This window comes from Flavobacterium humi (assembly GCF_004745595.1).
Lineage (GTDB): Bacteria > Bacteroidota > Bacteroidia > Flavobacteriales > Flavobacteriaceae > Flavobacterium > Flavobacterium humi.
Genome location: NZ_SRLH01000008.1, coordinates 62755 through 75372, shown reverse-complemented (window position 1 = coordinate 75372; position 12618 = coordinate 62755). Strand labels below are relative to the sequence as shown.

The 12618-nt window shown below is 39.7% G+C and carries 8 protein-coding genes; 6 read left to right on the top strand and 2 right to left on the bottom strand.

Annotated features, from left to right (window positions below):
* The first annotated feature begins 169 nt into the window (after positions 1-169).
* Positions 170-910 carry a hypothetical protein gene (locus E4635_RS13905; RefSeq protein WP_135527310.1) on the top strand — a complete coding sequence of 247 codons (741 nt, stop codon included), beginning with the start codon at positions 170-172 and terminating at the stop codon, positions 908-910.
* A gap of 6 nt (positions 911-916) precedes the next feature.
* A complete protein-coding gene (gene lipB, locus E4635_RS13900; RefSeq protein ID WP_135527309.1) occupies positions 917-1615 on the top strand; it encodes a lipoyl(octanoyl) transferase LipB in 699 nt (232 codons plus the stop codon).
* Between the two features lie 33 nt (positions 1616-1648).
* On the opposite strand, the gene E4635_RS13895 is transcribed toward lipB, so the two are convergent.
* On the bottom strand, positions 1649-2248 hold the full coding sequence (locus tag E4635_RS13895) for a ribonuclease HII (RefSeq protein ID WP_135527308.1): 600 nt from the start codon (positions 2246-2248) through the stop codon (positions 1649-1651).
* A 198-nt stretch (positions 2249-2446) separates the two neighbouring features.
* On the opposite strand from E4635_RS13895, the gene E4635_RS13890 reads away from it, so the two are divergent.
* From E4635_RS13890 to E4635_RS13875, 4 genes are all read left to right on the top strand, one after another.
* Positions 2447-5545: a SusC/RagA family TonB-linked outer membrane protein gene (locus tag E4635_RS13890; RefSeq protein ID WP_135527307.1), complete on the top strand. Its 3099-nt coding sequence runs from the start codon at positions 2447-2449 to the stop codon at positions 5543-5545.
* A 13-nt stretch (positions 5546-5558) separates the two neighbouring features.
* Positions 5559-7124 (top strand): RagB/SusD family nutrient uptake outer membrane protein, encoded by a 1566-nt coding sequence (locus tag E4635_RS13885; RefSeq protein ID WP_135527306.1) that lies wholly within the window; start codon positions 5559-5561, stop codon positions 7122-7124.
* Between the two features lie 110 nt (positions 7125-7234).
* A complete protein-coding gene (locus E4635_RS13880) occupies positions 7235-9148 on the top strand; it encodes a putative porin (RefSeq protein ID WP_135527305.1) in 1914 nt (637 codons plus the stop codon).
* 200 nt (positions 9149-9348) lie between these two features.
* On the top strand, positions 9349-10710 hold the full coding sequence (locus E4635_RS13875; RefSeq protein WP_135527304.1) for a pyridoxal-phosphate dependent enzyme: 1362 nt from the start codon (positions 9349-9351) through the stop codon (positions 10708-10710).
* Positions 10711-10793: 83 nt separating this feature from the next.
* Here E4635_RS13875 and E4635_RS13870 read toward each other — a convergent pair whose 3' ends face one another.
* Positions 10794-12470 carry a GLPGLI family protein gene (locus E4635_RS13870; RefSeq protein WP_135527303.1) on the bottom strand — a complete coding sequence of 559 codons (1677 nt, stop codon included), beginning with the start codon at positions 12468-12470 and terminating at the stop codon, positions 10794-10796.
* Positions 12471-12618: the final 148 nt, after the last annotated feature.

Sequence of the window (12618 nt, the reverse complement as noted above, 5' to 3'; positions counted from 1 at the left end):
TGTTATTTTAAGCGTGCAAAGATAGTTATAATTTGAAAATGAGCCAATTTTGAAAATTTGAAAATGAATTTAATTTTTCGAAGCGGTTATTCCGTGCTTTTGCAGGTTGGTTTTCCCGTTAGGGCGATTGGCAAACTTTTTTGTACTTTTGAGGAAAATTACATAAAAAATGAAAAAAGCAGTATTCCTATTATTTTCAATCTTAAGCCTGACCAGTTGTACCTTTACCGAAGATATCTACATTAATCCTGACGGTTCTGGGAAATATACGTTAGATATGGACGGCTCGAGCATGATGGCCATGGTTCCTAAAGATTCAGTCCGAAACGAAAAAAGCATTGATTCGGTTTTCTCTTTTAAAGAAGTTTTTGCAGCCAAAAAAGACAGCATCGCCAAACTTTCGAAAGAAGAACAGGAAAAACTGAAAAAACTGGAGAATTTCAATATGAGGATGAAAATGGATTATAAAGCCCAGCAATTTTTGTTTTCGATGAATACCGATTTTAAAAATGTAACTGAATTGCAGGACGCTATGGCTAACATGAATGCCTTTCAAAGCATGGGTAAGAACAAAGTAGGGGCAAATGCGATGGCTTCGCCGGAAAGTTTCGGGAACAACAATTCCATTTTGAAATATTCGTATAACGGGAAGAAATTTACCCGGAAAGCGGTTATCGATAAAAGCCGTATCAAGAAAGTTGAAAACGATTCCCTGGCGGAAAGCTATAAAATGATTTATGCATCGTCCAAATATGTTATCAAATACCATTTTCCAAAACCGGTTAAAAGTATATCGAATACGGCCGCTTTGTTTTCTGAAGACAGGAAAACGGTAACCATTGAATATCCTTTCAATGAATATATGGACGCTCCCGAGAAATTGAACTTTGAAGTTGAATTTACAAAATAACCAACGATGAATAAAAAAGTCCAGCTCCAGGATTTGGGGAACAAGGATTATAAAGCCACCTGGGATTTCCAGGAAGAGCTTTTTGCAAACATAGTGGATGTTAAAATAAAAAACAGGAGGGATAACCAGGAAGAAGAAACGCCTAATTATTTCCTGTATGTAGAACATCCGCATGTGTATACGTTAGGGAAAAGTGGCGATATTTCAAATTTGCTGCTTTCCGAAAAGCAATTGGAAGCCAAAGGCGCGACTTTTTATAAAATAAACAGGGGCGGCGATATTACCTATCACGGGCCGGGCCAGATTGTGGGTTATCCGATTATCGACCTGGAGAATTTTTTTACCGATATCCATAAGTACCTGCGTTTCCTGGAAGAGGCGATTATCCTTACTTTAGCCGAATACAATATTATAGGTGCAAGGAGTGAAGGGGAAACCGGGGTTTGGCTAGGAGTAGGAACTCCTTTTGCCAGGAAAATATGCGCTATGGGTGTCCGGGCTTCACGCTGGGTGACCATGCACGGTTTTGCACTTAATGTAAATGCCGATTTAGGGTACTTCGACAATATTATTCCTTGTGGGATAAAAGGTAAAGCGGTAACGTCCATGCATGTGGAACTGGGAAAGGAAGTGGATGAAGAGGAAGTGAAACGGAAAATCGTAAAACACTTTTCGGATTTGTTTGACGCCGAGATGATCAATTAAAAAACGAAGAGGTTCAGTAACGGACCTCTTTTTTTATAATTCCAGTTGGAGTTGTTCCGGCAGCAAACGGAACGACATCCGGTGGTATTTTGTTGTGCCGTACTTGGCAATGGCTTCCCTGTGTTCTTTGGTAGGGTAGCCTTTGTTTTGCTTCCAGTTGTACATAGGGAATTCTTCATGGATTCTGTTCATGTATTCATCCCGGTAGGTTTTAGCCAATACTGACGCTGCAGCAATGCTCATGTATTTGGAATCTCCTTTTATAATAGTCGTAAACGGAATGCTGTTTACGGGTTTGAACCGGTTTCCGTCCACAATGACATAAGAAGAAGTAGGATTTAACTTGCAAATGCTTTCCTGCATTGCTTTTATTGAAGCATTAAGAATGTTTATTTCATCAATTATTAAGGGTTCCAGATGGGTTACGGCAAAAGAAATAGCATGCTTTTCGATAATGGGTTTTAGTAAATCCCTATTTTTTTCGGATAGTTGTTTTGAATCGTTTAGTAAAAGAGATTCAAAATTTTCCGGAAGGATCACAGCCGCCGCAGTTACAGGCCCAGCAAGGCATCCACGGCCTGCTTCATCTGTACCGGCTTCCAGAAGTTCTCCTGAATAATTGTTTTTTAACATTCTGCAGTTTTTACAAAACTATAAAATTAGACGCAACCTTTTGTAGTATCGATCATCTTTTTATTGAGTTTCTGCGATTTTGATAAATTTCACCAGAAAAACTTTAACTTAAATAAAATGGAATAATAGATGGTATTATTTTGTTTTTTAAGAAATTATTAAGAAGTTTGCGGAATAACTAACTCAAATAAAATTAATATGAGATCAAAGTTCAAATGGATTTTTACGCTTTTACTGGCGTTTACAATGCAGTTTTCTTTCGCTCAAGAGAAAACTATTACGGGGGTGGTAACCGATGCTACAGGGCCGCTACCAGGAGTGAATGTTGTGGTTAAAGGAACGCAACGTGGCACACAAACTAATTTTGATGGAAGTTATTCTATCAAAGCTAAAGAAGGGGAAACTTTATTGTTCACTTTCATGGGAATGAAAGATATGTCTATGCAAGTAGGCGGATCGGCTTCTATAAATGTTAGGATGTCTGATGAAGTTGCTACTCAATTAAGCGAAGTTGTGGTACAAGGATATGGTAAAACAGCAACAAAGCCTAAAGCTATGACAGCTGCAACTACAGTTAGTGCTGCAACTTTTGAGAACAGACCTAACGTTACTTTGTTGCAATCTTTACAAGGTGCTGCGCCAGGATTAACAGTTTCAACTTCTTCAGGATCACCTGGTTCTGCTAAAATTGACTTGTTGATTAGAGGTATTGGTACTCTTAATAGTTCAACTGAGCCATTATATGTTGTTGACGGTACGCCAACAAACTCAGTGGTATTCAGAAACTTAAATCCAGAGGATATTGAATCTGCATCTGTATTGAGAGATGCGATTGCAACATCTATCTATGGAAATAGAGGAGCAAATGGAGTTATTATCATTAATACTAAAGCAGGTAAATTTGATTCTCCTTTGAAAATGAGTTTTTCAAGCTCAACTGGTTTCTCTTCTTTGCCAAAAGACGATTATAACTTAGCGAATTCTCAGCAATTAATGCGTATCGAAAGAGCGTATGGTGATGGTGGAGGAGCTGGATTCAACCCTTTCTTTGGTGCTGGTGTTCCATTGACTGATGCAGAAATCGACAGTTTTGCAACGACAGACTGGAGAAAAGAATTTTTCAACCTTGGAGTTACGCAAAGCCAAAACCTTAGCTTAACTGTGGGAGGAAAAAACATCAATAACTTTACGTCTATTGGTTACATGAATCAGGATGGTATCGTACCAACAACTGATTTCCAAAGATTTACTTTCAGAACAAATACTGACGGTAAAAGTGAAAACGGAAAATTCAAATACGGTACAAACCTTACTGTAGCTTATTCTACAAGACACCAATTGGATCAGGAAACAGCTGCAATCGATAACAATACTGTACAAAACCCATTGTTGGGATCTTTAACAGGATTGCCTTATTATGGTTATGATGACCGTGTTTATCCAGGTTCTGGACAAGCATTATACGATATGATCGGTACAAACTTTACGTATGGTACTACTACTTTCGTAATGCAGGATATCTTGAAAGAAGGAAATGTTCCAAACAGAGTTAATGATTTCAAAGTTTTGGCAAATGCTGATTTGACTTACAACTTTACGGATGCGTTTTCTGCCGGAATGACTATGGGAGTTGATTACAATTCAGCTGAAAGAACATTTGCAAGAGCGCCATGGGCTTACCTGGCAATTGCAGTAAGAGAAACAAACGCTGTTCCTTTCGGAGGATTGGAGCGTCAAACATACGACAGGGATTTTGGATACAATACAGTTGCTAAAGTGTTGTATAACAAAACATTCAAAGAAAAACACGCTGTGTCTGCAGGATTGTATACTGAGTATATCAAAGCACACAGAAGAGTAGGTCAGTTGACACAAAACGGTTTAGATCTTAAAACATACGCATTTGGTGCTGGAACAGGATGGACAAACGTTGGAGCAACTTACGCTACATTAAGACCTACAGTTGCTGCATCTAAAGCTGATGCTGGTTCATTCTCATATTTCGGTACATTAGGATACGAATATGATGGTAAATATGCTGTGGATGCTATCGTAAGAAGAGATGCAAGTTACAGATTCGTTGATGATTTCAAATGGGGTACTTTCTGGTCTGTTGGTGGAAGATGGAATATTGACAGAGAGAAATTCATGGAAAACTCTATTTTTGACATGTTGAAATTAAGAGGATCTTATGGTACTCAAGGTAACCAGAATATCCAGGCAGCTGTTGCCGGAGGAAATCCTTTGTACCTAGGAAACAACCTAGTTAGAGATTTAACCGGTTCTGGTACAGGATATGGTAACTCAGGAGCTTATGTAGTTGGTCAGATCGGAAACACAACACTTCAGTGGGAAGAGCAGGCAATGTCTAACATTGGTTTGGATTTCGAAATCTACCACGGAAGATTCTCAGGAAATTTAGATGTGTACAAAAGACAGACAACTAAATTATTCAACAATATCAACCTTTCTGCTAGTGTTGGAAACGGTACGTCTATGGACGGTAACAACGGAGGAATCGTTAATAAAGGTATTGAGCTTGCGTTGAAATATAAAATCATCAAAAACTCAAAAGACTTTAAATTAAGCGTTTTCGCTAACGGATCTTACAATAAAAATGAGATCACGGATATTGAAAAAACTATCGACGGAGACAGAATCTACGAAAACGGTTCATTAGTTGGTGAGTTCTATACAGTTCCTTATGCTGGTGTTAACCCTGCTGACGGTAACTTACAATTCTTGGATATTGACGGTAACTTAACGGCTAATCCAAGTGACAGTGACAGAAGAAGAACAGGTAAAAGCGATACTCCGGTTTACCAGGGAGCTTTCGGTTTAAATGCTGATTACAAAGGATTTTTCTTGGATACTCAATTTGCGTTCGTTCAAGATGTTTACAGATATGACTGGGGATTGTTATGGTTATCAAGACCTAGCTACATCGGAGGTCAAAATATGTCTGCTGACTTATTGAATGCTTGGACTCCTACAAACACAGATTCTAACATTCCTTCTCTTGATGCTACTAACTTTGATGCAGGATCTACCTATTCAGATATGTGGTTGAAAGATGCTTCTTATATCAGATTGAAAAACGTTTCATTAGGATATAACTTTAGCAGTCAGTTCTTAAGTGGTACTTTCATCAAATCGTTGAAATTATACGCTCAAGGAGAAAATCTATATACCTGGACGAAATGGAGAGGTTTTGATGCAGATAGTGTTGATGGAAATAACTTAGGTAAATTCCCTTCTCCAAGAACAATTTCTGTGGGTGTAAATGTTGAATTTTAAATAAAATAATAAGATGAACAAATTAAAATTTCTTATAATATCGATATTGGCATCTGGTATGTTTGTATCGTGCCAGGATGCGTATGAGATTGTTCAGGATGGTGAGTTGAATGAAGATGTGGCAATACAGAATGTCGCTGACATGAAGTCTTACTCAAATGGAGTATACGCAACAATATCCGTATCTAACGAAATCGGTTTCACGGGAATTTTCACGGATGAAACTGGAGTAGGTAGAGGTACTGGAGGACAAAACCTTGATACGCACAGATTCCAATTGACTGCTGCCAATGGTTATGCTGAAGCTATCTGGTACGGTCACTACAGAACGATCAACAGAGCGAACAGGTTGTTGAAAGCTGCTGCTTTAATCACTCCTATTGATGCTGCTGAAGAAGCACAATACAATACTATTGTAGCTGAAACAAGAGCTATCAGAGCGTTTTCTCACTTCCAATTGTTAAGTTATTTCTCAACAGATTTGGAAAATGACAATGCAGAAGGTGTTATCCTAATGGATAGAGTTCCTGCTTTCACGGAAGATTTGCCTAGAAGTACTAATGGTGAGGTTTTCGCATTAATCGAATCAGATTTGAATTTTGCGTATGACAATGTTTCTACAGCTAATACGTATAAATTCATCACTAAAAATATGATCAATGCTTTAAGAGCAAGAATGTATCTGTACCGTGGTAATTATACTTTAGCACAACAATACGCTCAGGATGTTATTACCAATTCAGGATTGAATTTAACAGCTGCAACTCCTGTTCCTGCTGGAGCTCCAATCAACGGTGCTGCTGGTTCTACTGCTTGGAACAATTCATTCTATGGTACTGCTTCAACAAATCCGTACAGAAAAATGTTCAATGATTCCAGCCCTGCTGAAGTTATCTTCTCTTTAGATAGACCTGCAGTTGGAACTTGGGATAATGTGGCTGGTCATTTTGTGACTAATACTACAACGGCTGGAGGTTCTCCATTCTTTGAAGTAGGTAGAAAATTATTCAACCTTTTAAGAGCTACATCTGGAGACGTAAGAAGATATGCTAATGTGGATCCAACATCTATTGTTAACCCTAATTATGCTACAGATCCTAATTACCCTAATACAGATGTACTGATTGTTGATAAATACCCTGGTAAAACGGGTGCTGTACTTAGAAATGACTTGAAAGTATTCAGATTGTCTGAAATGTACTTCATCTTGGCTGAGTGCTACCAACACAATGGTGACTTAAATGGTGCTTCTAATTCAGTTGCTTCAATAGTTAAATCTATCAGAGATGCAAGAAACTTTTTAGCTCCACAAGCATTGCCTGTGTATGCTACAGCTGTTGACGCATTGAAAGATATTCTTTTGGAAAGAAGATTGGAATTATGTTTCGAAGGACACAGATACCTTGACCTTAAGCGTTTAGGAGCTGCTGCCGGAGTATCTATTGACAGAGATGCAACAGATGACGAAGTTCCAGGTATGCCAGTAACTATTCCTATCACGGATCACAGGTTTACGATGCCAATCCCAACTTCTGAAATCAATGCAAATGCGAACATTGATCAAAATCCTGGTTACTAATTTTTAGTGCTATATATTTTAAAAGGCTGCCATTCGGCAGCCTTTTTTTTTAAGACGACTTTGTATATTAGTAATTTCAAATGTGTATTTTTGCAATTGATTATTACAACATGAAGTACTTTTTCGCTTTTTATTTTTTGCTTGTCTGTTCCTTTGGGTTTTCCCAGGAAGTAAATCCGGTGGGGAAAGATACCATAAGGAAATCTTTAAGAGATGTGCCTAAAGAAAATCCCAAAGCGTCTATTGATCAATACCGTATCGTAACACTCGAAAAAGATACTACATACGTTGATACGTCACTAACAATCCAAAAAGAGTATAAATTCAATTACCTCCGGAAGGACAATTTTGGTTTGTTGCCTTTTAATAATGACGGGCAAACCTACAATACTTTAGATTTCGGCCTAAACCGGCAAAGTGCTTATCCTGAATTCGGATTCAAGGCCAAACATTTCAATTATGCCAAAGCGGAGGATATCAATTATTATTCCGTGGCAACCCCATTAACGGAATTATATTTCAAAACCGTTTTGGAACAAGGGCAGTCCCTGGATGCTTTTATCACGTTGAACACTTCTGAAAACCTCAATTTTTCCATTGCCTACAAAGGGCTTCGTTCGTTAGGGAAATACCTCAATTCCTTATCCAGTACCGGGAATTTCAGGTTTACCACGAGTTATTTTACCAAAAATAAAAGATATGCCGCCAATTTCCATTTCACAGGCCAGGATATACTCAATAACGAAAATGGCGGGATAATCAAGCGTGGCGATTTTGAATCAGGGGATTCCCAATTTACAGAAAGGGCAAGGCTGGATGTTTATTTTGAAGATGCCAGTTCCCTTTTAAAAGGAAAACGCTATTTTATCGACCATGCATTTCGCATCAACAGGAATGAAAATGCCAATACTGTTTCGCTAAACCATCAATTCAGTTATGAAACCAAGTTCTTCGAGTTTAAGAAGAAATCGGAAACCGACCGGTTTGGGGATGCCTATCTTATTTCTGATTACCGGGACCTGACCAAAAACAACATCATGTACAATAAGTTGGGTGCTACTTTTTCGAATTCCTTAATCGGGAATTTTAATGTTTTCGTTGAGGATTTCCAATACAATTACTTTTACGACAAGTACGTCCTTTCCAATAACCAGGTTTCGGTTCCGCACGCAAACAACAGTAAACTCAATGCGGCAGGAGGGAAGTATTTTTATACCGGCAATAAAGTTAACGGCTATGCCTTGTTTTCCACTTCCGTTTCAAAACAGTCTTTTTCCACAATAGACATTTCGGCAAAATATGAGCTGAATGAAAAGAACCGTTTTTCGGCACAATACCTTAACCTGAACAAGGTCCCGGATTTGAATTATACGTTGTACCAAAGTGATTTTATCGGTTACAACTGGAAGAATAATTTCAGGAATGAGAAGATCAGTACCGTCAAGCTAAAAGCAGCTACCCAATGGCTTACCGCCGAAGCACAATGGAGCACACTTGACAACCATCTGTATTTCAGTGATGATGACGCTTCCGACACTATCGTTATTTCCACCCCGAAACAATACAATAAAACCATCAATTACCTGTCGGTAAAAGTCAGGAAAGAATTCAGGCTGGGCAAATTCGGGCTTGACAACACGGTTTTGTTCCAGGAAGTGTCGCAGGAAGATGCGGTCTTGAATGTGCCTAAATTCGTAACCCGCAATACCGTATATTACACGGATTATTTTTTCAAAAAAGCCTTATACCTGCAAACCGGATTCACATTCCAGTATTTTTCAAAATACAACGCCAACAATTACAATCCTCTCATAGGCGAGTTCTATGTCCAGGATACCGAAAAAATAGGCGATTTCCCCCTAATCGATTTCTTTGTCAACGCCCGCGTGCGCCAAACCAGGATTTTCCTTAAGGCGGAACATTTTAATTCCGGTTTTACAGGACGGAATTATTATTCGGCACCCGATTACCCATACAAGGATTTTGTAATCCGTTTTGGCTTGGTCTGGAACTTCTTCCAATAGGTTATTGGGCGTGACCGCAAGGGTCGGGCTTTCGGCTTTATCTTTTGTTTGCCGGGCTTTTCGCTCTCGCTCAAGCCTCAGCGGCACAAAAGGATGTCGCCTCTATCCCTCACGCAATTCGGTGCAATTGAAATAGCAATATTCAATTTCTATTTTTACCTTTGCAATTGCAAACAGGTTGCAGTAAACTTATAAGTGAAATGAAATACGCAAAAAACATATTGGAAACTATTGGGAATACCCCTTTAGTAAAATTAAATAAAGTCACCGCTGAAGTAGATGCTTTGGTTTTGGCCAAAGTAGAAACATTCAATCCCGGGAATTCGGTAAAAGACAGGATGGCCGTAAAAATGATCGAAGATGCGGAAGCGGACGGTCGCCTTAAACCTGGCGGGACCATCATCGAAGGGACTTCGGGGAACACCGGCATGGGATTGGCCCTTGGTGCGATTGTTAAAGGATATAAATTAATCTGCGTTATTTCGGATAAACAATCCAAAGAAAAATGTGATATCCTGCGTGCGGTAGGCGCTAAAGTGGTTGTTTGCCCAACAGACGTAGAACCAACCGATCCGAGATCGTATTATTCGGTTTCCAAGCGTTTGGCAGAGGAAACACCTAATTCCTGGTACGTTAACCAATACGACAACCCAAGCAATGCTACGGCGCATTATGAGCAGACCGGTCCTGAAATCTGGGCACAGACCGAAGGAAAGATTACACATTTCGTAGTGGGTGTAGGTACTGGCGGAACTATTTCCGGAGTGGCTAAATATTTGAAAGAGAAAAACCCAAATATCAAAATCTGGGGTATCGATACATATGGTTCTGTGTTCAAGAAATACCATGAAACCGGAATTTTTGATGAAAATGAAATCTATACCTACATCACCGAAGGCATTGGGGAAGACATCCTTCCAAAAAATGTTGATTTCTCCTTAATTGACGGATTTACCAAAGTAACCGATAAGGATGCCGCTGTGTATACCCGTAAAATCGCCCTGGAAGAGGGGATTTTTGTAGGGAATTCGGCAGGAGCAGCCATCAAAGGCCTTATCCAGCTGAAAGAGCATTTTAAACCGGAAGATGTAGTGGTCGTTTTATTCCACGATTCGGGCAGCCGTTATGTGGGTAAAATGTTTAACGATGATTGGATGAGAGAGCGCGGTTTCCTTGAAGAAGTGATTACCAAAGCCGAAGACCTGATCAAGGAGCACATCAACAAGCCATTAATTACCGTTCGTACCGAAGAATTGGTTTCGCATGCCATCGAAAGAATGCGCAAGTATAAGATTTCACAGATCCCGGTGGTAGATGTCAACGGTTTTGTAGGTTCTGTTGATGAATCGGATTTGTTCCAAAGTTATATCAGTGATAAAAATGTGGCCGACAAACCTATCCGTGAAGTAATGGGAGCAGCTTTCCCGATTGTGAAACTAGGTGCTCCGGTAGAGGAAGTATCGAAATTGATCAATAAGGAAAATCAAGCGGTCCTGGTCGATTTAGGAAATGGCAAACACCATATCATCACCAAGCACGATATTATCAATTCGATAAAATAAAGTACGTTTTAGTTTAGTGTAAATTCACGGGTTTTCCTATTTTCAAAAGGAAGGCCCGTGAATTTTGTTTTATAAATCATGGCTTAATTCCCAATCAGGCATCCTGAAATATTCCAGGAACTGAAACTGGTACCTTCTACAGCTCCCTGCGGGATTTTTATCTGCATCGTATGTTTGCCTGGTGAAAGGTTCCCTAAATCTATCAAAATAGGATTTGTTACCGTTCCCGGGCACCAGTTGGACCGGCTGTAATCCGAAGAAGACAAGCCGTTAGGGAAATTCCCCGAAGCAGGATTGCTCAACCGGTACGATCCGCAGTCTGTCCTCCAGGGTGTAAAAGCAAAAACCGCAGCACCATCCAAGAGTATAGTGTTTTTCTTTGGCAAATATTCATCACCGTTCTCCCAGCCGCCATGCCCGGTTGCCGTGTAGCGTAATTGAATGTTTTTCAGTCCTTCGGGAACTTCAAAAGTCACTTCAAGGCCTTTTTCACTGTCAAACATAGTCGCATATTCCTGACCGGCCATTTCCATTACATTGTTAGTGTTGAAAAGCGGCAGCAGCCATGAGCTCTTCGGTTTGCTGTCTTCTTCCGGGTGGATGGAAATATTCAGGCTGGCTTTGTGGCCTCCTTTGTCATAATTCCCGATACTCATTCCAATCCAGACTTCCTGGTTGCTTAGTGCGGGAAGCATTTCCGAAATGTCCTGGCGGTAATAAACGCTATCCTGCCAGGCTTTGTTTTTCAATTGGATGGTATTGTATTGTTTTACCCCAAAAGGAGTGAAAAAACGCATGAGTTCCAATAAAGGAGCATAATTTCCTGTCCGAACCACTCCCTGGTATTTTTTGCCGTTGCCATTTTCATACACCGGTAAGGTTTTGACGCCTTTTTGCAGCCCATCAAGGTAAGAAATGGGTTTGTCGGTAGGGATCAGGAATACGGAACCGGTCCTGTCATAAGCATCTCCGTTAGATTGTTCGGTTACATCGGCAAAAATCTGGCTGCCTTTTTTAATGACGGGGAATTTTACTTTTCGGACCATTATAGTACCATTGGCATACCGCAGGATGCTATCGTTGGATTTGGATTCGTCAGAGAAATTGATAACCTCTTTCTTAAATACCGGAATATTTGTGAAGCGGCTTTTCCATAAGATATCGCGGTAAGATAACTGGTCTACTTTTTTCGGAAGAGGATTTGGTACGGATAACAATGCCGGGACTGTTTTGGATAGTGTTATTTTAGTGGCCGTGACCTGGTAGTTTCCATTGCGGACCATTTCCAGGACCAATCCCAGGGTTTGCCCTAAAACCGTTGGAGCACCTTTAAAATCTAATTCATTGGTATACCACAATTCGATGGTGTTGGAATTGATGATTGTTTTTGCCTTTTTGCAGCTAAAGCCCTGGATTTTTTTGGTTTCGTTGCTCAGTTCGAATTTTTGTTTTGACAAAGCCAGGCTATCCATGGTTATTATTGATTTCCCGTTTTCAAATTGGGCCCATTGTGTGACGGTACCGGTTGAAAAATCGACAAACACCTGTTCCCTGGGGAAACCGGTTTGGTTGTGCATGATTTTATCAGAAGTAACCAAGCTGGTTTTGTCCGAAGCCAGGAGCACGATCGGATCTTGGTTTTCTAGGACAGATCCGTTGGAACTTCTGCTGTAGGTTACTTGTACCGATTTAAGACCTTTTTGGGATTGTGCAGTCCATGTAATACAGGCAATGAGGGCCAATAAGTAATATTTTTTCATAAAGTTAAGTAGGTTGTTGGTGCGGCAAATATAATAATTTGGATGCATCAATAGGGAAATGAGGAAAAATCAAATATTATTTTTTTAAGTTAATTACTACAAAATTAATTTTGGTATGCTTTTTTTAGTACTTTAGTACTTCATTTAT